The organism is Mammaliicoccus sp. FSL K6-3158, assembly GCF_038005105.1.
Taxonomy (GTDB): domain Bacteria; phylum Bacillota; class Bacilli; order Staphylococcales; family Staphylococcaceae; genus Mammaliicoccus; species Mammaliicoccus sciuri.
Genome location: NZ_JBBOSL010000001.1, coordinates 266,850 through 287,891 on the forward strand (window position 1 = coordinate 266,850; position 21,042 = coordinate 287,891).

The 21,042-nt window shown below is 34.1% G+C and carries 17 protein-coding genes, 2 pseudogenes and 1 riboswitch; of the genes and pseudogenes, 7 read left to right on the forward strand and 12 right to left on the reverse strand.

Going from position 1 to position 21,042, the window contains the following annotated elements; translation table 11 throughout:
- Position 1: 1 nt before the first annotated feature.
- Positions 2-478, reverse strand: coding sequence for a GNAT family N-acetyltransferase (locus tag MHH94_RS01190; protein WP_182679462.1), 477 nt, complete (start codon positions 476-478; stop codon positions 2-4).
- Between the two features lie 149 nt (positions 479-627).
- On the opposite strand from MHH94_RS01190, the gene MHH94_RS01195 reads away from it, so the two are divergent.
- On the forward strand, positions 628-1,452 hold the full coding sequence (locus MHH94_RS01195) for a class I SAM-dependent methyltransferase (protein ID WP_325887470.1): 825 nt from the start codon (positions 628-630) through the stop codon (positions 1,450-1,452).
- Between the two features lie 25 nt (positions 1,453-1,477).
- A complete protein-coding gene (locus tag MHH94_RS01200; RefSeq protein WP_058591899.1) occupies positions 1,478-1,948 on the forward strand; it encodes a peptide-methionine (S)-S-oxide reductase in 471 nt (156 codons plus the stop codon).
- 246 nt (positions 1,949-2,194) lie between these two features.
- Here the strand turns inward: MHH94_RS01200 and MHH94_RS01205 are convergent, their stop codons facing one another.
- The 5 genes from MHH94_RS01205 to fni all read right to left on the reverse strand — a co-directional run bounded on the left by MHH94_RS01205 (position 2,195) and on the right by fni (position 7,535).
- Positions 2,195-3,271, reverse strand: coding sequence for a phosphomevalonate kinase (locus MHH94_RS01205; RefSeq protein WP_037589206.1), 1,077 nt, complete (start codon positions 3,269-3,271; stop codon positions 2,195-2,197).
- Positions 3,272-3,283: 12 nt separating this feature from the next.
- Positions 3,284-4,267: a diphosphomevalonate decarboxylase gene (gene mvaD, locus MHH94_RS01210; RefSeq protein WP_340839314.1), complete on the reverse strand. Its 984-nt coding sequence runs from the start codon at positions 4,265-4,267 to the stop codon at positions 3,284-3,286.
- Positions 4,268-4,272: 5 nt separating this feature from the next.
- Positions 4,273-5,196: a mevalonate kinase gene (gene mvk, locus MHH94_RS01215; RefSeq protein ID WP_048540479.1), complete on the reverse strand. Its 924-nt coding sequence runs from the start codon at positions 5,194-5,196 to the stop codon at positions 4,273-4,275.
- A gap of 117 nt (positions 5,197-5,313) precedes the next feature.
- The gene (locus MHH94_RS01220; RefSeq protein WP_058591898.1) at positions 5,314-6,288 is read right to left on the reverse strand and encodes an SMP-30/gluconolactonase/LRE family protein; all 975 of its coding nucleotides are present in this window, start codon (positions 6,286-6,288) and stop codon (positions 5,314-5,316) included.
- A gap of 200 nt (positions 6,289-6,488) precedes the next feature.
- Positions 6,489-7,535 (reverse strand): type 2 isopentenyl-diphosphate Delta-isomerase, encoded by a 1,047-nt coding sequence (gene fni / locus MHH94_RS01225; protein WP_078355298.1) that lies wholly within the window; start codon positions 7,533-7,535, stop codon positions 6,489-6,491.
- A 201-nt stretch (positions 7,536-7,736) separates the two neighbouring features.
- Between fni and MHH94_RS01230 the strand changes: the two genes are divergently transcribed.
- On the forward strand, positions 7,737-8,648 hold the full coding sequence (locus tag MHH94_RS01230) for an osmoprotectant ABC transporter substrate-binding protein (protein WP_058591896.1): 912 nt from the start codon (positions 7,737-7,739) through the stop codon (positions 8,646-8,648).
- Between the two features lie 597 nt (positions 8,649-9,245).
- Here MHH94_RS01230 and MHH94_RS01235 read toward each other — a convergent pair.
- Complete coding sequence (locus MHH94_RS01235; RefSeq protein WP_088592106.1) at positions 9,246-10,490, reverse strand: Glu/Leu/Phe/Val family dehydrogenase; 1,245 nt, start codon at positions 10,488-10,490, stop codon at positions 9,246-9,248.
- Positions 10,491-11,126: 636 nt separating this feature from the next.
- On the opposite strand from MHH94_RS01235, the gene MHH94_RS01240 reads away from it, so the two are divergent.
- Positions 11,127-12,050 (forward strand): AEC family transporter, encoded by a 924-nt coding sequence (locus MHH94_RS01240; RefSeq protein ID WP_058592100.1) that lies wholly within the window; start codon positions 11,127-11,129, stop codon positions 12,048-12,050.
- Here the strand turns inward: MHH94_RS01240 and MHH94_RS01245 are convergent.
- Both MHH94_RS01245 and MHH94_RS01250 read right to left on the reverse strand, forming a co-directional pair.
- Positions 12,047-13,354 (reverse strand): NtaA/DmoA family FMN-dependent monooxygenase, encoded by a 1,308-nt coding sequence (locus MHH94_RS01245; RefSeq protein WP_084756064.1) that lies wholly within the window; start codon positions 13,352-13,354, stop codon positions 12,047-12,049. The two genes, MHH94_RS01240 and MHH94_RS01245, sit on opposite strands and share 4 nt — an antisense overlap.
- Positions 13,355-13,384: 30 nt before the next feature.
- Positions 13,385-14,137, reverse strand: a complete 753-nt coding sequence (locus MHH94_RS01250) for a 3-oxoacyl-ACP reductase (RefSeq protein ID WP_340839315.1) — start codon at positions 14,135-14,137, stop codon at positions 13,385-13,387.
- A 109-nt stretch (positions 14,138-14,246) separates the two neighbouring features.
- Positions 14,247-14,347, reverse strand: a riboswitch (TPP riboswitch).
- Between the two features lie 131 nt (positions 14,348-14,478).
- Here MHH94_RS01250 and MHH94_RS01255 point away from each other — a divergent pair.
- Positions 14,479-15,627, forward strand: coding sequence for an NAD(P)-binding domain-containing protein (locus MHH94_RS01255; protein ID WP_078355294.1), 1,149 nt, complete (start codon positions 14,479-14,481; stop codon positions 15,625-15,627).
- 51 nt (positions 15,628-15,678) lie between these two features.
- On the opposite strand, the pseudogene MHH94_RS14340 reads toward MHH94_RS01255, so the two are convergent.
- From MHH94_RS14340 to MHH94_RS01265, 3 genes and pseudogenes are all read right to left on the reverse strand, one after another.
- A pseudogene (locus MHH94_RS14340) lies at positions 15,679-16,113 on the reverse strand (PTS sugar transporter subunit IIA); the annotation flags it as partial.
- 140 nt (positions 16,114-16,253) lie between these two features.
- Positions 16,254-17,640, reverse strand: a pseudogene (locus tag MHH94_RS01260) (PTS fructose transporter subunit IIC); the annotation flags it as partial.
- Between the two features lie 79 nt (positions 17,641-17,719).
- Positions 17,720-19,582, reverse strand: a complete 1,863-nt coding sequence (locus MHH94_RS01265) for a BglG family transcription antiterminator (protein WP_340839316.1) — start codon at positions 19,580-19,582, stop codon at positions 17,720-17,722.
- A 189-nt stretch (positions 19,583-19,771) separates the two neighbouring features.
- Between MHH94_RS01265 and MHH94_RS01270 the strand changes: the two genes are divergently transcribed.
- Both MHH94_RS01270 and MHH94_RS01275 read left to right on the forward strand, forming a co-directional pair.
- Positions 19,772-20,068 (forward strand): DUF3219 family protein, encoded by a 297-nt coding sequence (locus tag MHH94_RS01270; RefSeq protein WP_232156917.1) that lies wholly within the window; start codon positions 19,772-19,774, stop codon positions 20,066-20,068.
- Between the two features lie 5 nt (positions 20,069-20,073).
- A complete protein-coding gene (locus MHH94_RS01275) occupies positions 20,074-21,039 on the forward strand; it encodes an LLM class flavin-dependent oxidoreductase (protein WP_088592726.1) in 966 nt (321 codons plus the stop codon).
- The last annotated feature ends 3 nt before the right edge of the window (positions 21,040-21,042 follow it).

The following is a 21,042-nucleotide window of genomic DNA, read 5'->3' on the forward strand; positions in this document are numbered from 1 at the left end:
CTTATAAATGCTTCTCCATTAATATTGTTAAATCACCATCGTTATTTATTTCTACGCCGGTATCTACAAAGCCTAATTTAATATATAGCTCATATGCAATTCGATTTGGGATATCAACTAAGAGTGCAATGTGATTTATATGTGGCATATGTTCTGATAAGTAATGATTGAGTTGTTGTAAGCTTTGTTTTGCGTAACCTTGTCTTAAGTATCGTTTATCTGTTGATAATGATCTTACAAAAATTGTGGATTCGTCAGGTGTTGAAAAGTACTTTGTAAACTCGCTATGTTCATGCAAGACGAAGAATACAGCCAGATTATCATCTTCTGTTAATCCTAATATGCAATGTCTATTTTTATTTTGTGCTGCCAGTTCAATATTTTCTTGTGGAGACTTTGTAAACTGAAGTTGTGAATCATCCATTTGATATGACTGCACTTTATCATAATAATTGTCGTTATATGCAATTAATTTCATAGTAGTCCTCCAATTTGATTTTTTAGATTTTAGTTTATTGTATTTTATCATAATTTGAATATCCTTCCTCAAAAAGAATAAAAAGTTTAAATTGACATTTTTTAACAATGTGCAATAATAAATTTAAAATTCTAGTGGGGGGCTATGGTATGTCAGAATTAAAAGGAATACCTGAATCTATGTTAATACCACTTGCTGCTAAGGCGAGAGAGACTTTAAGTGATATGCCAATAATCAATGATCCGTTATCTGTTAAAATAATAAAAGAAATAGATAATCTTGTACTTGATACATATGTGGACTGGCGATCGCAGCTTGGTATTAGTATTAGGACAGAAATTTTAGACGAAATTGTTATAAACTTTATTAAACAGTCTAATCATCCATTTATTATCAATATTGGATGTGGGTTAGATACGCGTTTCAGTCGATTGAAATTGACCAATATTCCATGGATTGATATTGATCTGCCCGGAAGTATAAATCTTAGAAAACAATTTTTTAATGAAACATATTTTTATAAAATGATTAATAAGTCTATGTTTGATTATACTTGGATTGATGAAGTTAAACGTAATGTACATATTAAAGAAGATAGTGAAATTTTAATAATATTTGAAGGTGTGTTAATGTATTTTGAGAAAGAAGAAATTGAAGCTTTGTATAAAGAAATTGCTCGGTCATTTGACAAGCATCAATTAGTAATTGCTTCAGAATTTTGTTCAAAGTTTATGACTAAACATACAAATCATCATCCATCTGTCTCTAAGCTTTCTAGTAAACCATTATTTAAGTTTGGTTATAATAATGTGGTGGAACTAAAAGATATTTTGCCGGGAAATTGGAAAGTTGTTAAAGAATATAATTATTTTGATAGATATTCACATAGATGGCGACATTTGAAATGGTTTAAGTATATAGTCTTTTTTAAAAATCGATTTAATAATAAAATTGTATTAATCAAAAACACTTAATATAAAAGTGTAGTGGGAGTTGGCTATGGAAACGATATATTTAGCGGGTGGTTGTTTATGGGGCGTACAAGCTTTTGTAAAGACGTTACCCGGTGTAGTTGAGACAGAAGCGGGTAGGGCGAATGGAAGTAGTTGTACACTTGAAGGTGAATACGATGGTTATGCAGAATGTGTAAAGACTGTATTTGATCCTGCAATCGTTCAAGTAGAAGATTTGATGACATACTTGTTTGAAATCATAGAACCATATAGTGTGAACAAACAAGGTGAAGACGTCGGGTTAAAATATCGAACAGGTGTCTATAGTGAAGAAGAGTATCATTTAGAAGCAGCACGCCAATTTATAGCAAATAGAAGTGATGCAGACCGAATTGCAGTTGAGGTTAAACCTTTAGAGAATTATGTACGAAGCGCAGAAGAACACCAAGACCGTTTAGAAAAATGCCCAGACGATTATTGTCACATTTCCCAAGAAATGATGAATAAATATAAATAAAAGAAATATGAGAGATGTGTTCAGAGGTGCTGTATTTATCAAGACAGGTGAAACAAGATAAATAGGAGCTTTGTATTTATCAAGACGACTCTGACTAGCAACATAGAACCGTCGAATATTGTAAGACAGCTCTGACTAGCAACATAGAGCGACCGAATATTGCAAGATAGCTCTAACTAGCAACATTCACCATATATTTTTCCACAAAAAAGCTAGGACTTGTTGAAAGTCCTAGCTTTAATTATATTATTGTCCGTGATAAATACTAAAGTTAAGTGGCTTAATGCCATTGCTCGACCATTCATTATATATTTTTTGTTTATTTCTATCGTTTTCTACAATTGTGATACCGCAGTCGCCACCGCCAGCTCCTGATGTTTTACTTGCGCCACCGTATGATTCTCCGATATCGCATAATTTTTTAAGGTGTGGTGTTTCGATATCTATTGTAGCGAATGAATCTAAATATTGTATAACGGTACGATTCTTTCTAATTGTATCTTGAACACCTTGTATATTATTTGTCTTAAATGCTTTAATTAGTTGTTCAACATATTTCTGTGATTGATCTAAAAATTGTGTATATATTGTTGGGTCTGCTTTTAAACGTTTTACTTCACTAACTAAATGATGTGAAGAAGCGGGTGAGCCTGTCCAACCGATTAATACTTCCATATGCTCTGGTGCTTGAAGTGGTTCTATGTGTAAGCCTGGCCAGTTTTTATATAGTACGTCCATTACAGATGTTTCTTCTATTTGTTGTTTGACCCAAACGTGATCAAAAGTACTATAGACTAACCAACCTGTATAAACACTTACTGCGATATCACCGCAAGAACTTAAACTTTGTAATTTCATATTAGCGATAACAGCTAATTTATAAATAAATAAATTTGATAATTGTAAGTTATAGAATTCATTTAGAGCTTTGATAACAGATACTAATACTGCTGCACTAGAACCTAAACCATATTTATGACCGGATGCATCATCGAGGTTACTATCAATTGTTAAGTTATAATGTCTTAATGTGACATTGGAACTTTTAGCAAATTGTTCAAAGACTTCTATAGCTTGTGTAATATATTTAAGCTGATCTGCAGCATCATTATCAGAAATGATGATTTTGTCTTGTTCTCTTGTAAATGTAATCGGCTCATGATGTAAAGTCTTAGAATGGATAAATCCTGATGAAGAATTCGTATCTTCAATTGTGGCCGTCACAAATCGATCAACTGCAATTAAGACAGATTTATATCCGGGCTCTGTTACTGCATATTCTCCAGCAATATACAGCTTTCCTGGCGCTTTGACTTGAATCATTATATCTCTTCCTTACTCAATAATTTCAATTCCTGTGTTTGTAATATCACTCGCAATAACTTGTTCTTTATTAAAAGATTTAAGTAAAGCGTCTATTATAAATTGCTGGTTTTTCTTTTCGACTAATATTTTAACATTTGGACCTGCATCCATTGTGAAATAGCATGGATATCCAGCTTTTCTACATTGATGCACAATATCCATAACTTCATAACTTTCTGGTACTAAGTATGTGAAAGGTGGCTGTGCACCTAAATTAGTAGCGTGCATGCGTAAGCCATTTTCTTCGATGACTTCACCTAAATGTTTGAAGTCTTTGTTACGTATCGCTTCTTTAACTAATGCAATATCTTCATCAACATGATCTAACCAATATTGGTAGAAACGAGATGTGTCTCTTGTATGTGACATGCCTGAACGACTAGATACTTTTTTAGATTGGTTATTGATGACAACAAATACCATTGATAAATCTTCTTCCCAACCTTGTGCATCGATTGCGTGTGCATATGAGGTTTCGTCGTCGTGACCTTTATCCCATTCAGCAAATCCACCAAAAATACTTCTAGAAGCTGAGCCAGAACCTCTTCTAGCTAATCTTGATAAATCTTTATCTGACATATTTAAGTTAAGTGCTTCGTTACAAGCTCCAGCAAGGGCTGCAAATGCACTTGATGATGAAGCAAGACCTGCTGCTGTAGGAACATAATTGACACTTTCAATATAAGCATAGTGTGAAGTATGACTACGTTCTCTTACAAGATTCATAAACTGATAAATTTTCTTCGATTGTTCTTCGTTTACTTCTTCACCATTTAGAACGAGTATATCTTTCGTGTATTCAGGACTAAATGTTACTTTTGTTTCTGTATAAAATTTATCAAGCGTAACGGATAAGCTATTATTCATGGGGATGATAAGTGATTCATCGGCTTTTCCCCAATATTTAATTAAAGCAATATTTGTGTGCGCACGGACTTTACCACTCATATTCAATCTCGTTAACCTCCTAAATTTTCAATCCAAGTATGATGAGCACCGAATTTTTCAGCACTTGTTGCAATTTTTTCAGCAATGTCGAGATTTTGAGCGAGTACAATCATACTGCCACCACGGCCGCCGCCTGTAAGCTTGCCCGCAGTTGCACCTTGTAATTTACTTATTTCAAGTAATGCTTCAATATTGTCATGACTAACTGTTAACTTGCGTAAATTTTCTTGTGCACGTTCAAATACGTGTGCTAATTGTGTGAAATCATGATGTTCGATTGCTTCATTAGCATCATATACGAGCGTACCAATATGCTCTATGTACTGCATATATTGTTCGTTATGATCACATAATTGGTGGACATCTTCGACTGCTTGTTTAGTAGAACCTTGAACACCTGTATCTATCACCACCATATAGCCGTTTATGGATAATGGTTTTAAAGTAGTTACTTTTCCTTGGTGGAACCATACTGGTTTATTAGAGACAATCGTTTGTGTATCGATGCCACTAGGTTTGCCATGCGCGATTTGTTCTGCCCAATTTGCTTCTTCTATTAATAATTCGTCAGAAAGAGGCTCTCCTATATAATCATAACTTGCTCTTACAAAGGCGATAGCCATAGCAGCACTGGAACCTAATCCTCTTGAAGGGGGGAGATTTGTTTCGAATTTAACATTTATAGGCTCTTTGATATGATGTTTATCGATAAATCTTGAGATAACAGATTTAATATGTTCAGGAGCTGTTTGTAACGTTCCTTCAAATACATCACTATTAATATATGAAGTATCACCAGCGTTAAGTGACTGGATAGTTACGTTCACTTTACCTGTTGTAAATGGAATCGCTATTGCTGGTTGCCCAAAAGTAACAGCATGCTCTCCTATTAAAATAACTTTCCCATTTGCTTCCCCGTATCCTATTTGTGCCATATTTTCAATCACCTTTAGTATTTCTTATTTTATTTTTGTTAAACACTTTATTATTATAAAGCTCTGTCACCATATATTCAAAAACTTTAACTAATTAATGTGCAATAATTACAATTTTTAATGAAATTGATAGCTATTATGACCTTTTGCAAAGCCTTTTGCTATAAATAACCAAGAATCGCCACCACGTTCTATATCATTGGCGCAAATAATTAATTGATTTGTACCTGGTATAAATGCAGGATGTGTCGATCTTAACATATGCCCTTGGTCACGACCTGGCATTAATATTTGACCGATAGGGTAACCACTTTTGTTAAAGACAAGTACTCTACCTTGACCATACATAGCAACATACAGATTATCGTCACTATCAATACAACAAGAATCTGGACCTTCATGACCTGTAAAATGATATGGAATAGATGCACCAAAAGGTTCGATTGTTACACCATCTTCTTCCAATGAAATACGATGTAATCTATTCGCATTTGTTTCAGTCACCCATAGTACACGTTCATCAGTACTTAATGCAATACCATTTGCTACTGCGATATTTTGAATAATAGGTGTAATCGTTTGATGATCAGGTGAGACATAATATACGCCACCAAGTGGATTTGTAGAATATCCTCTAAAATCAGTAAAGTAGAATCCACCTTTACTATCGAATACTAAATCATCAACGCAATATTCTGTATCGATATCAGAAACGATACTTTGTGGATTTCTGCCGTCTGCATCAGTAGCAAAAATACCACCAGAACTTTTGAAGTCACCTAAATAAGACATATATAATCGTCCGTCTTTATGTATTTTAACAGAAGCCGGGTTAGTTTTCTCAGATTTAAATACTGTATTAACTTTTTTCTCAGGTAAATCTATGCGGAAAATAGTTCCGCCAAATACTTCACATAAGAAAAGATTATGATTTCTATCAAAGCATAAACCTTCTAATTGAAGACCTTCATCAGAAATTTTGATCCAAGGTTCAGCTGTTACAGTTTGCAAGTGCTGTTCATGCGCAAGTAGCGGTACAGCACTTTTTGAAGCTTCCGTATAATATAAAGATGGTATATGTTGATCAGACATGATAATCTCTCCTTTAAGTTGTACAATATAGAAAAGTACACATGTACTTTAAAGATATGTTTAATATATATGTTTAATATTATCACTTTTAACTTACAATGAAAATGAATATTAAATTGCGAAAAATATGAATGATGTTTGAGATATTATAGTCATATAAAAAACAGCTTTTCGACAAGAAGAAAAGCTGTTTTTTATGATTAAGCTTTAATTGATTTCGCGCGTTGTTCTACATATGTCTGTAATTCTGGAGACAATACATAGCTGACTGATTTTAAATCAGATACGTTTGATGCATTCAATAAATTAGCAATGACATGCATTTGTTCTATAAATTGTTTCATATGTTCAATTGTATCTTCTACGCCATAAGCATCTAAATATTTGAGAACATATCCAGATAAGCCAACAGCTTCTGCGCCTAGTACAAGAGACTTAATGGCATCGAGTGGGTTTTTAACGCCACCACTAGCTAATATGTGAATATCTGCATTTAATACTTGTGCTTCTAATAAGCTCTGAACAGTACTTTGTCCCCATTGATTTAAGAATGCCATATCTTTTAATGGTCTTCTTTGATTTTCAATGTCCGCAAAATTCGTACCGCCTCTACCACTGACATCTACATATTGAATGCCAATATCTTTAACTTTTTGAATCGTTTCAGCACTCATACCGAAACCAACTTCTTTGATGATCACTGGTATATCAATATTATCTTGAATTTCTTGAATGTTCGTTAACCAATTTTCAAATTCAGTATCACCTTCAGGCATTATAAGTTCTTGAGGTGCATTGACGTGAATTTGTAAGGCATCAGCATTTAAAAGTTCTATTGATTTCTTAGCTTTTGCATATTCAATATCTGCTCCAACATTACTAAATATTAGACCTTCAGGATTTTCGTCACGTACTACTGTGAAACTTGATTCAGCGTTAGGGTCTTTTAGTGCTGAATGTGTAGATCCAACTGCCATAGGTATGTTACAAGCTTTAGCTATTTGAGCTAACTCTTTGTTAATAGTTGCTGCTCTTTCACTTCCACCCGTCATCGCATTGATATAAATAGGGTATTTAAAAGTGAAATGCGGAAACTTTACTGATAAATCAATTTGATTTTTATTAATAGAAGGAATGGATTGATGTATAAGCTGTACTTTATCAAAATCAGTACTAACTGGTGAATACGTATCTAATGCCAGCTGAATATGTTCATTCTTCCTTTTGCTTCTTAATGAGTCGTCCATTCATTTATCCTCCGTGCGTCTTTATGTTTAATGATATATTTTATCTTAATACACATTATAGCAGTTGTATAATTGAATATAAACTAAACATTGTTATACAATCCGCTTCAAAATCTTTTTCCAAATACCTGAAAAATCAATCAAACAATTTATGCTAATATTAATACTATACAAATATACATAAAATGGAGGAGAATCGTTATTAAATTTAAAAAACTTACTTTAATTTTAATTTGTACATTATTATTAAGCGGTTGTACTTTACCAGGCTTAGGTGGCGCATCGTCTGATACAGTGAAAATTACGGCGCTTGCTACAAGCGAGTCTCAAATCATGGCGCATATGATTCGCTTGCAAATCGAGCATGATACAAAAGGGCAAGTAAAACCGATAATTGTAAATAATCTTGGTTCTGCGGTAATTGAACATAACGCGATATTAAATGATAATGCGCAAATATCTGCTACAAGATATACAGGTACTGATTTAGTAGGTGCTTTAAACTCTGAACCCATTACAAATACTAAAAAAGCTGAGAAAGCTGTCAAAACAGGTTTCCAAAAGAAATTTGATCAAACATTTTTTGACTCATATGGATTTGAAAATACCTTTGCATTTACAGTCACTAAAGAAACAGCTAAAAAGTACAATTTAAAAAAAGTTTCGGATCTAGCTAAACATAAAGATGAACTAAGAGTAGCAAGTGATCCTACATGGATTAAGAGAAAAGGGGACGGCTATCCAGCTTTTTCAAAAGCATACGGATTTGAATTTAAGGATATTAGAACAATGCAAATAGGACTCGTATATGATGCATTGAAGAATAAGAGCATCGATGCAGCACTTGGATATACAACAGATGGTAGAATTGCTGCGTATGATTTGGTGACACTAGAAGATGATCGTCACTTCTTCCCACCTTATGACGCTAGCCCATTAGCAACAAATGATTATTTAAAAAATAATCCAACAGCTAAAAAATCTATAGAAAAATTGGTTGGGAAAGTATCTACTAAAAAAATGCAAGAATTGAATTATAGAGCAGACGGTCAAAAAGAAGAGCCAGCTATAATCGCAGAAAAATTTCTTAAAGAACATCGCTACTTTGAATAGTTAATATAGTAAAAAGCAGGAACCACAAGTGCGGTTCCTGCTTTTTTGATACCTATTGAGGATGAAATATAAGGGGAATAGGAGATTCAAGGCTTAATAGGGACGTTAAGCCAAGAGATAGACGAAGTCGTGGCTTAAGTGTCGAGTAAAGCCAAGAGAACGTCCAAGTCATGGCTTAAGTACCGAGTAAAGCCAAGAGATTGTCCAAGTCATGGCTTAAGTGATGAATAAAGCCAAGAGATAGCCCAAGTCGTGGCTTAAGTGATGAATAAAGCCAAGAGAACGTCCAAGTCATGGCTTAAGTACCGAGTAAAGCCAAGAGATTGTCCAAGTCATGGCTTAAGTGCCGAGTAAAGCCAAGAGATAGCCCGAGTCATGGCTTAAGTGTCGAGTAAAGCCAAGAGAACGTCCAAGTCATGGCTTAAGTACCGAGTAAAGCCAAGAGATAGCCTAAGTCATGGCTTAAGTACTGAATAAAGCCAAGAGATAGGGCAAGTCGTGGCTTAAGTGATGAATAAAGCCAAGAGAACGTCCAAGTCATGGCTTAAGTACCGAGTAAAGCCACGACTTAGATTATTTTCTTTAATTTTCTATTTATTAAGCCCATCCTCTGAAACGTGTTGCTTCTGCTGTACGTCTAACACCTACAACGTAAGCTGATAATCTCATGTCTAATTTTCTTTTTTGTGAAATGTCATATACTTTGTCAAAAGCTTCTACAATTTTAGTTCTTAATAACTGAATTATTTCTTCTTCTGACCAATAAAGTCCTTGATTGTTCTGTACCCATTCAAAGTATGAAACAGTTACACCACCGGCACTGGCAAGTACATCTGGAATTAAAAGTACATCATTTTCTGTTAGTATGCGAGTTGCTTCTTGTGTTGTAGGACCGTTAGCCGCTTCTGCTACTATACTCGCTTTTATGTCTCCTGCATTTTGTGCGGTGATTTGGTTTGCTAAAGCTGCTGGTACTAAAATGTCACAATCAATTCCAAATATATCTTCGTTCGGAATAATGTTATCAAATAAAGGTGTGATTCTACCGTGTTCTTTACGAAGCTCTAATAAATGATCAATATCTAAACCTTCTGGATCATATATAGCACCACGACTTTCTGAGATACATACGATTTTTGCACCTTTATCATGGAGGATTTTAGCGATAAAGCTACCTGCATTACCAAACCCTTGTATAACAACTTTTGAACCTTCGATATTAATATGCTTACGTTTAGCCGCTTCTTCAATCGTAATCACAGCACCTAATGCTGTTGCTTGTTCACGACCAAGTGAACCACCTAAAGAAATGGGTTTACCTGTAATGAAATTTGGCGCGTTAACTTTATGCATAATACTATATTCATCCATCATCCAAGACATGATTTGAGCATCTGTATATACATCTGGTGCAGGAATATCCTTAGTTGGTCCGACGATTTGAGCAATTGCTCTAACATATCCACGTGACAATCTTTCTAGTTCATTTTGACTCATGCTATGAGGGTCACATTGAATTGCACCTTTACCACCACCATAAGGTAAGTTAACGAGACCACATTTTAAAGTCATCCACATAGATAATGCTTTTACTTCATTTTCATCTACATCAGGGTGAAAGCGGACGCCACCTTTAGTAGGTCCTACTGAACTATTATGTTGAGATCGATATCCTGTAAAAGTTTTTACAGATCCATCATCCATTTTAACTGGAATACGAACTCTTAAAAATCTAGCAGGTTCTTTAATCAATTCAAAAAGACCCTCGTCGTATCCTAATTTATATAAAGCTTGTTCAATTATATTTTGTGTAGAAGTTACAAGATTGCTATTTTCACTCATGATTGACGCTCCTTTGTTGGATAAAATAATGTCTAAAAAAAACATATTAAATAAAATCATAATACAAATGAAAATGGTTTTCAATAAAATAAACTGAATTTACTAAAAATTCTATTATGTATAATAATAAATTTTGCTGCATTTTAATGTAATAAGTGCAAGTAGTTGGTAGTAATTGGAAGGCATGATATAATTCAATTACGAGCATATACAAATATAATGAAACCATTATATTTACTAGTGTGAATGAATCTGGGGCAAATGAATTTTTGTCCCAGATTCTTCTTTTTTATGTAAATGATGAGGTGTAGAAAAAGAGGTTCATGAAGCCATAATGTATATTTTATAAATTGAGTGATGAGTGGAATGAGAATATTGGGTGAGATGTGAGTTAAAGAGTCAGTAAACTCACAAGATCGCAAAAGACGTGAGTTAATACCCTAGTAAACTCACAAATTCCATAAAAACCCAGCTCTATCCCACATCTCAGCCCCTAATCCGATTCAAAGTCTGTATCACTTTCTCACATATAGCACACGATTATTTGCAATACTAAAAAGACGCCCCCAACAATTATCTAAGAATGTTATGATATTACTATCAAAAACTTATCTTATACATCGTGGGGGTGTCTTTTTGTCTGAAATGCTCAATATTTTACTAACGGTTGTTGTACCGATTTTTCTAATGACAGCGTTAGGTTATGTTCTTCAAAAGCGTGTGAAACTTGATTTACGTACGCTCGCAAAATTAAATATCAATGTGTTTGTGCCTGGATTTATTTTTGCGAAGTTTTACAAAGCTGAGTTAGCAGTAAATTTATTATTATTAATCATCGTATTCTTCGTTATATACATAATTGCATTATATATCGTCGCATTTGCTATCGCCAAAATGCAAAATTTAGATAAGGGTAAAGAGACGACTTTAACAAATAGTGTGCTCTTCTTTAACTCTGGTAACTACGGTGCGCCGTTAAATGATATTGTATTTAAAAGTGATCCACTTGCAATGTCTGCACAAGTTATTGTATTAACGCTACAAAATGTCTTCACGTTTACTTATGGTGTCTTCGCAATTCAATCCGTTCAATTAGGTAAACTTAAAGCATTACTCAATTACTTTAAGATGCCCATTATTTATGCACTCGTTCTTGCTATTATTTTAAACTATAATCATATTCCAATTCCTGAATTCATGTGGACGACTGTCAGTTATTTGTCTGATGCTATGATTGCGATTGCTTTAATTCTTCTCGGTGCACAAATTGCTAATATTAAACTTAATTTTAAATGGTCATCTTCTTATATTTATATCTTTATAAGATTAGTAGTTGGACCAGCTATCGCATTTGTCATTATAAAATGCATGGGTTTAGACGGCATTATCGCTCAAACATTATTTATTGCTTCAGCGATGCCGACATCCGTGAACAGCTCAGTTATTGCACAAGAATATGATAATTATCCTGCTTTAGCTGCAGAATTAGTCTTCATGTCGACGTTGTTTAGTTCTATTTCTGTTGTTATTGTCATTTATTTATCTTATTTAATTTTTTAATTTACATTTAAAAGTTCTTTAAATGTCTGACTTGAATATGCTTCTCTATAGAGTCCGCGTCGTTGTAATTCTGGAACAATATATGTTACAAAATCTTCGAGACTATGTGGTAAAGTAGGTGGCATTAGATTAAAACCATCAGCAACACCAGACTTAAACCAAAGTTCCATTTCATCTACTATTTCTTCAGATGTACCTATTAATGTGAGATGCCCACCACCTGCATTGAGATAACCTAATAATTCTCTCACTGTAGGTTTGGTATCTTCTATAATTTCTAAAATCGTTTCATATCTGCCTACTGGACCATCGAATGCATCTACAGGTGGCAATTCTGGGACAGGTTCATCCAATGACCATTTCGAACAATCTTGCCTAACAAATGTACTTAATTGTTTGATGGCATTTTCAATTGGTAAAGCTTTATCTAATTTTTCTTTTTTAAGTAGTGCTTCTTCACGTGTTTCCCCAACATAAGTAACCAATCCTGGAAAGACTTTAATATATTTCTCGGGTGTATCACTTTCGCTAATGGCCTTATTTAATTTATTTCTATAAGCTTTCGCTTGTTTCAAATTCCATGATACTGAATAAACAGCATCAGCATGTTTGACGGCTAATGCAATACCTTGTTTGGATGCACCAGCTTGCATAGCGACCGGTTTGCCTTGTGGGCTACTCGGTGTGGATAACGGTCCATTTACTTGGAAATAATTGCCAGAATGATGAAAAGCATGCACATGCTCATGATTAATCACTTTATTGTTATGACGGTCATGAACGAAGTCTTCTTTATGCCAAGATGTAAATAATTTGTCCATCAACTCAGCAAATTCTTGTGCTTTATGATATCTATCATCATGTTGAGGTAAAGCTTTCATACTATGATTTTGGGCTTCAATATCTGTCATGGATGTTACTAAGTTCCAACCGACACGACCATTCGTTGCATGATCGAGGGTTAAAATTTGTCTAGCCGCAGTATAAGGGTTTGAAAATGAACTTGATATTGTTGAAACTAAACCAATATGTTTTGTAACTTGTGATATAGCAGTCAAGTTCACAATTGGATCCAACCAGAATGCTGGTAATTCACTATCTGATTTTGCAGGGAATGATTGATTATCTGCAAAGAACACAGCATCTAATAAACCTCTTTCTGATAGTTGTGCTAATGATTGATAATAAGAGATATCACCAATCTGTTCAATAGAGGAGTCTTCCATAAGCCATGCTGCTTGATGATGGCCACATCCATATAATAAGACACCAATATTGAGTTGATCGCTTCTTAAATTACGCATTTCTATTCTCCTTATCTCTCTTTTGGAATTCTAGTTCATTGTTAAGCCGTTATCTACAGTATAATTTTGTCCAGTTATACCACTTGCTTTATCAGAAGCAAGGAAGCTCACCATATTTGCGACATCTTGTGGTGAAGTGACTTTTTTAAGAGGTGTTGATTGAGCAATTAAGTCAAACACTTCAGATGTTGTCACAGAGCTGGCATCGGTCGTTTTGAGTAGGCCACCAGAAACAACATTGGCTGTAATGCCATGTTGACCTAATTCAGCAGCGATATTACGCGTGAAGCCAATTAAACCAGCTTTCGCAGTTGTATATTCGTGATAAGGTACGACAGGATTTTGGAATAAATTCGTACCGATGCTAATAACCGCACCTTGTTTTCTTTCAATGAATTGAGGTGCAACACTTTGCACAATATTAAATGCTGCTTTTAATGTGCCATCAATTTGTTGTTGATAGTCTTCCCATGCAAGGTCGACGAATGCTTTTTGTTTTACTGGGTCAAATTTAAAGTTAACTAAGGCATTGTTGACGACGACATCAATTTTTCCAAAATGTTTCGTACCTTCATCAATTAACTGATCAACTTCAGCGCGATTCGTCACATCCGCTTGAATAGCAATCGCTTGTTCTGCTCCAATTTCAGCAACTAACTGTTCTGCTAACGCTTTACTATTATGATAATTAATGATGACTTGATGTCCTTCAGATGCTAATGTACGTGCGATTGTTGCGCCTAATCCTCTACTACTACCTGTTACTAATATAGTCTTTGTCATATGTAACACTCCCATATAGAATTTTAAATAAAAAAATACACAACCTTCTCGTAAGAAAGTTGTGTAAAAACAAAGATATTTATAAAAAGGGCATAGTCATCCCTATAAATTCATTTCACAAACACTTTCCTACGCTAGTACGATCTAGTTCAGGTTCAAAGGGTTCGAGTTCATCCTCATCTCAGTTAAAAAACACCCCTAGTGCATCTATTTAATTACTATCAATGTATAGTTTTTAATAATCGATGTCAAGTTTGTTTAAATGTCAGTTGCAAATGATAGGGAAAATCGGTTATGATATAAAACGTATTGATTACGATTTATAAAATGAAGGTGATAAGATGAAGTGGACGATAGTAGGTGGTGGCATCCACGCTATAACGATAGCATTAGAATTAAAAGTTAAAGGATTAAAAAATAAAGACTTAACAATTATTGACCCGCACGATGTGTTCTGTCATCAATTTGACCATCGAACACAGAATATTAGTATGCCTTATTTAAGGTCTCCAATCGTACACCATGTTCACCCAAATCCTTTTCATTTAAAACAATATTTTAAGAAAATGGATTATGCAGGTGGTATTTATGGTAAGTATAAAAGGCCGAAAAGAGATATGTTTATGGACCATACAGCGGAACAAGTTGAATATTACCGATTACATGAATGTCATGTTAAAGATACTGCAATAGATATAAAGAAATATCGAGATAATTGGTGTATCGTATTGGAATCAGGGGAGATGATATATACACAGAATGTCATCATCGCATCAGGTTGTAATCATAAGCCAAAGGTTCCAGAAATATATGAGCATGCACCAGATGTACAACATATTTTTGAAGATGCAAATATTCAATTTAATGAAAGTTCTCATGTTGTTGGAAGTGGGATATCAGCTGCACATTTAGCTTTAAAATTAATTTATCATGATGATGAAAAACATGTACATTTATGGACGAATAAGCCGTTAGAAATTCATGATTTTGATGCTGATCCAGGATGGTTAGGACCTAAAAATATGGCAAGCTTTTCAAAAGTGATAGATCCAGAAGAAAAGATGGATATTGTTTTAAAAGAACGTCATAAAGGTTCTATGCCTCAGGAGTTGTTCATTAGATTAAAGAAATATGTGAAAAAGGGCAGACTAACGATACATCTCAATGAACTAGACTATATTAACAATCATCAAATCATAACAGTAGATGGGAAACATATTGATTATGATCATATATTGTTGGCAACAGGATTTGATAATACTTTATTAACACAACCGATATTAAATCGTTTAATTCATGAGTATGAAGCACCACTCAATAAATGTGGTTATCCTGAAATTAGCAAACATTTGGAATGGCTGCCGAATTTATTCGTATCAGGTGGATTAGCTGATTTAGAATTGGGACCTTTCGCTAGAAATATTATGGGTGGAAGAGAAGCAGCACGTAAGATAGGTGAAAAGTATCACGAAATAGAGCAATGCAGTTAGATTTATAAGACATAGAAAAGCCTGGAACAAATTCGTTCCAGGCTTTTTAAATTAAATTTCTTTCAAAATATGATAAATAGCTTCTGTGCTTTCAGCGTTGATTAATTTTTCTCTTGTTTCATCATCCATAAGTGTACGTGACAGTCTTTGTAATAACTTCAAGTGTGTATCACTACTATCATTTGGTACAGCAATTAAGAAGATGATTTTAGGTTGTGTTTCATCTAAACTTTCCCATTCAACACCATGTTTGTTTTTCAGAACAGCTACGACAGGCTGTTTGACAACATTTGATTTAGCATGCGGGATGGCTACATTCATACCGATTGCTGTTGTTGATTCTGATTCGCGTTTCAATACAGCTTCTTTTAACATTTCTTCATCGTCTATAAAGTTGTGATATTTTAAATTGTGAATCAGTTTATCTATTGCGTCATCTCGTGACATTTCAGCATCTTCTATCGTAATGACTTTTTCATGAAAGACTTGTTCTGAATCTGGTTTAGTTTCATCATTTGAAGTGGATATTTCTTTTTGATCGTTATCATCTTCATCTAATCCCATAAATGATGTTGTCATACCACTATTAGATGATTCCATTTCAGGTGATGCAACTGTTGCTTCTTTTTTCTTCAATAAAAGTGTAACAAGCATTGTAACACTACTTCCGATAATGACAGCAATAAAGAACCATAGTATTTTATCGATACCACCAAGTACGGCTACAATTGGACCACCATGTGCAACTCTATCTCCAACGCCACCTATAGCTGCGATGGCTGCTGCGACCATTGCACCAATCATATTTGCAGGAATAATACGTAATGGGTCTTGTGCGGCAAATGGAATAGCACCTTCAGTAATACCGAATAATCCCATCGTAAATGATGCTTTACCCATTTCAATTTCACCTTTATTAAATTTACGTTTATTGATAAAAGTAGCAAGACCTAAACCAATTGGTGGTGTACATACAGCTACTGCAACCATACCCATAACGGCATAGTTTCCTTCAGCAATTAAAGCTGATCCGAATAAGAACGCAACTTTGTTAACTGGGCCACCCATATCGAATGCAATCATAGCTCCGATAATAAGTGCTAAGATAATGCTATTTGTACCTTGCATACCTTTTAACCATGTTGTTAAACCTTCAAAAATACTTGCAATCGGGGCACCGATAACAAATATGAAAATAAGTCCTACAATAATTGAAGAAATAATAGGAATAATGATAATTGGCATAATAGGTGCCATTGCTTTAGGAATTTTAATGTTTTTAATCCATTTAGCAATATAACCTGCTAAGAAACCAGCGACAATACCACCTAGGAATCCTGCACCAGCTTCACTTCCGTAAAAGCTACCATCAGCAGCAATTGCGCCACCAATCATACCTGGTACTAAACCTGGTTTATCAGCAATACTGACTGCAATGTAACCAGCTAGGATTGGAACCATAAAGCTAAATGCTAAACTACCAATATTTTCAATAGATTTCCAGAATGAATCATCAGGAATTTTAAGACCTTCTGGTGTTGTATCTCCACCTAAAGTTAAAGCAATGGCCATTAATAAACCACCAACTACGATAAATGGCACCATGAATGAAACACCATTCATTAAATGTTGGTAGACCATTTGTAGACCACTTTTTTGTTCTTCGTCATCATGAGTTTGTTTGTTGCCACCTTTTTCATGATGAATATGTGCATCTTGATCGATGATGCGTTGGATTAATAATTTAGGGTTGTGAATACCTTCTCTAACACTTTCGTTAATTAATCGTTTCCCGTCAAATCTTGATAAATCGACTTGTCTGTCAGCAGCGATAATAATACCATCCGCTTCTCTAATTTCTTTTGATGTCAGAACATTTTCTGCACCGACACCACCTTGTGTTTCTACTTTAATATCTATGCCCATCTCTTTTGCGGCTTGTTCTAATTTTTCTTGAGCCATATAAGTGTGTGCAATCCCGTTTGGACATGATGTAATTGCTAAAATTTTCATAACGTCAGCTCCTTCTTAATTCAATTGTAAACGCATTCACTAAAACATAAAAAAGAATAATTGCCGTTAGTAGTGGCAATTATTCTTTAAAACGTTCAATGATATATTGTTTGAATGGTTCATCTTCTATTTTTAGTAAATGCGTAACATCTTGTTCTGTTAATGTAGCAATACTGTGCATGATTTTCTTCATTACTTGTTTATCTTTGTCTGCAATAGATAAGAAAAATACTAAATGAACTTTATGCTGCTTCCATGCTATATCTTGGCGGAGTCTAAACATTAATACATGTGACTTAAAGACTTTAGTAGGATCGCCATGTGGAATAGCAATGCCGTTTCCAATATAAGTTGATGAGAACTTCTCCCTTTCTAATGCACTTTCAATATACCCACTTGATATAGCATGTTGTTGATTAAGCAAACGTTCTGCATGTTGGAATATATCAACAGTAGAATGTATGTCTGTTTCGATCGGTACTGATAGAAAATCGATAGGCAATAATGCGTCGTTGTTTAAAACAGGGTTTTGCTTCTGATTTAAAATGGTTTGAAATTTATGTGCATCTTCTTCTGAAAATAACGGCGATACTTTAACAACTTGTACGTTACTAGGTAGATGTGTCATATCAATGTCGTGTGTTGTAACAAGTATATCTGTGTTAGTGAATGGGTATGTTGAAACATCTTCAAGTTTAATCGTATCGATAATATTAATTTTATGGTTTAACTTTTGAATTTTTGCTTCTAACAAGCTTGAAATGCCCAGTCCATAATAACAAGTAATGACAACATTAAATTGATCTTGTACATTACGATCTATTGATGATTGAAAATGCAATGCTAAAAAGGCTATCTCATCTTCACTTAAATTGAGTTGTGCATCTTCTTCAAGTAAATGAACCGTTTCATATAATGCGTTGAACACAAAAGGGTATTGCTGTTTAATATCCTCTGTAAGCGGGTTGTTAATATAAACATTCTTAACGATACGCAAATATGTTCTACTAAAATGCGAATAAACATTTTCACGAAGTACAGCATCTTGCATAAAATCTATACCGACTTTCGAGTTCATTTGATAAATTAAGCGTTCAATATAACTTTGAATAAATATTTGTTTAAAGCCGAGGTCATATTTATCAAAATAATAGCTAATAAAAAATGAAAATAGCTTTGCTGTTTCATCGCTTAAGGTGTATTTAAGCTTTCGGTTGATGTCTTCTATTATTGCTCGGGAAATGACTAAAGCTTCTTGATTAATATCCCATTGCTCTGTCGTATCGTGGATTCTTTTGAAAATGATAATAAGGTGTACGAGCAACTGTTTAATATGCACTTTTGAAGTTTGAATATGGTAATGTTCTAAATGTTGTTCCATAATTTGCATCATTAATTCTCTATGTGCTTTTGGTATTTCATTCATAATAAAGTCTTCTACTTTAACATTGTTTGTAGAGAGTTGGTTTAAATGAAGAATGGCGTTGCGAATATCCATTTCATTACCACTTACCGTAATACCTTTTCTTTTAACAAGATTAATCACAACATCATAAGATTCACACCAAGCTTGAATTTGGTTTAAATGATCGATAAGTTCATTCTTCGTTAAAGCAAAGTCATCAGATAATTGCTCAAGGGTAACAGATTGCTTATACATTAATAATTGATAAGCCATCTTGATGAGCGTCTGACCATTCTTTTCCGTATATTGATTCAGAATAGACTCTATCTCTTCAGCTTGATACAACTCGTGATTTAGTTGATAACCACGCCCTTTAATACTAATAATGACATCTTTAATTTCACTATTAATATATTTAATATCGCTTCTTACAGTTCTATTTGAAACATTCAAATAGTCAGCTATTTCAGTCCCGTTTAAATAACTATCACGATTTAAAAGTAATAGTCTCATTAATTTCACATGTCTTTTTAACAATAATCCCACCACATTTCAAGTCCACATTTAGATTCATATTATATTGTAAGCGTTTAAAGAATGGGTGACAAATAAATGATTAGACACTCATTCAAGTATTCATGCGCTATAAACAGAATGCATGTATTATATCTTTCAACATATTATACTGAAGTTAGATAATAAATATAAACTTTGAAGGTGACATAATTGGTTGAAAATATATATTTAGATAAAACGCAAATTCCATTAACACATTTTGAAGATGAAACTGTAGATGGTTTATATAAAGTAACAATTGAATTTAATGTAACGAGTAAAGCGTATCACGATATTGCTGTTTTATTATATAGAGGGCGTTTTGATGTAGAAATTCCGGATAAAGATAAGAAATTTAAAGGTGAAATTTATAATTATTCAACATCTTTAACAAATTTATATAAAGACAATCAAGTTGCGGTGTACCGTCTTGTGCTTAAAGAAATACGAGAGGACCAAAAGGGATGAGCAATATGAAATTGAGTATACTTGACCAATCACCGATTGTGCCTGGTCAAACAGCCAGTGATGCTTTTAAAGATTCGTTGGCATTAGCACAGTTAGGAGAGGATTTAGGTTATGAAAGGTATTGGCTAACTGAACATCACGGTTTGTCTAACCTTGCAAGTTCAGCGCCAGAAGTATTACTTTCATATATTGGTGCACATACGAATCATATTAGAATTGGCGCAGGTGCCATATTGTTACCACATTATAGACCTTATAAAGTTGCAGAACAGTTTAATACATTGGCTACTTTATTTGCAAATAGAGTTGATTTAGGTATAGGTAGAGCACCAGGTGGCTCAGCGGAAGCTACTAATGCATTATCGACGCAGTTTTTAAAGCAGGTGTGGGCTTTACCAGAACTGTTAGAAGAATTATTAATGTTCTTGGAAGGGCAATTCCCTTTAGAACACGAATATCATAAAGTAAATGTGTTACCGCAACCTGATGTATCACCAACACCATGGTTATTGGGAACAAGTGAGAAAAGTGCTTTACTTGCAGCTAAAAATGGTATGCCTTATGTGTACGGTGCTTTTATGAGTGATCAAGATGGCCGTGCAATTGTGGATCGTTACCGTGAACATTTTGAGCAAAGAAATCAAGAAACACCTAAAGTGATTGTTACGGTATCTGTCATATGTGCTGAGACTAAAGAAGAAGCGGAAGCACTTGCTATAGAAAGTTTAATAACTAAAGCACAAGGTGAAGATAAAAAAGAAAAAGTACTGACATTTGATGCGTTAAGTGAACGAGAAAAAGAAATGCTTTATGACATGAAAGACAATATGATCATAGGTGATGTCGAAACCGTTCAATCAAGACTTCAAGCTATTCAAGCAGAATATCAATGTGATGAAATCATGGTAAGTACAAATACAATAACGCATGAGGATAGAATGCAATCTTATAGATTATTAGCACAAATATAAATA

Bases quoted from the DNA above. Each gene is read 5' to 3' on its own strand.
- MHH94_RS01200 (WP_058591899.1), top strand. From the start codon at position 1,478: ATGGAAACGATATATTTAGCGGGTGGTTGTTTATGGGGCGTACAAGCT.
- fni (WP_078355298.1), bottom strand. From the start codon at position 7,535: ATGGACGACTCATTAAGAAGCAAAAGGAAGAATGAACATATTCAGCTG.
- MHH94_RS01190 (WP_182679462.1), bottom strand. From the start codon at position 478: ATGAAATTAATTGCATATAACGACAATTATTATGATAAAGTGCAGTCA.
- mvk (WP_048540479.1), bottom strand. From the start codon at position 5,196: ATGGCACAAATAGGATACGGGGAAGCAAATGGGAAAGTTATTTTAATA.
- MHH94_RS01245 (WP_084756064.1), bottom strand. From the start codon at position 13,354: ATGCGTAATTTAAGAAGCGATCAACTCAATATTGGTGTCTTATTATAT.
- MHH94_RS01275 (WP_088592726.1), top strand. From the start codon at position 20,074: ATGAAATTGAGTATACTTGACCAATCACCGATTGTGCCTGGTCAAACA.
- MHH94_RS01255 (WP_078355294.1), top strand. From the start codon at position 14,479: ATGAAGTGGACGATAGTAGGTGGTGGCATCCACGCTATAACGATAGCA.
- MHH94_RS01220 (WP_058591898.1), bottom strand. From the start codon at position 6,288: ATGTCTGATCAACATATACCATCTTTATATTATACGGAAGCTTCAAAA.
- MHH94_RS01205 (WP_037589206.1), bottom strand. From the start codon at position 3,271: ATGATTCAAGTCAAAGCGCCAGGAAAGCTGTATATTGCTGGAGAATAT.
- MHH94_RS01250 (WP_340839315.1), bottom strand. From the start codon at position 14,137: ATGACAAAGACTATATTAGTAACAGGTAGTAGTAGAGGATTAGGCGCA.
- MHH94_RS01195 (WP_325887470.1), top strand. From the start codon at position 628: ATGTCAGAATTAAAAGGAATACCTGAATCTATGTTAATACCACTTGCT.
- MHH94_RS01235 (WP_088592106.1), bottom strand. From the start codon at position 10,490: ATGAGTGAAAATAGCAATCTTGTAACTTCTACACAAAATATAATTGAA.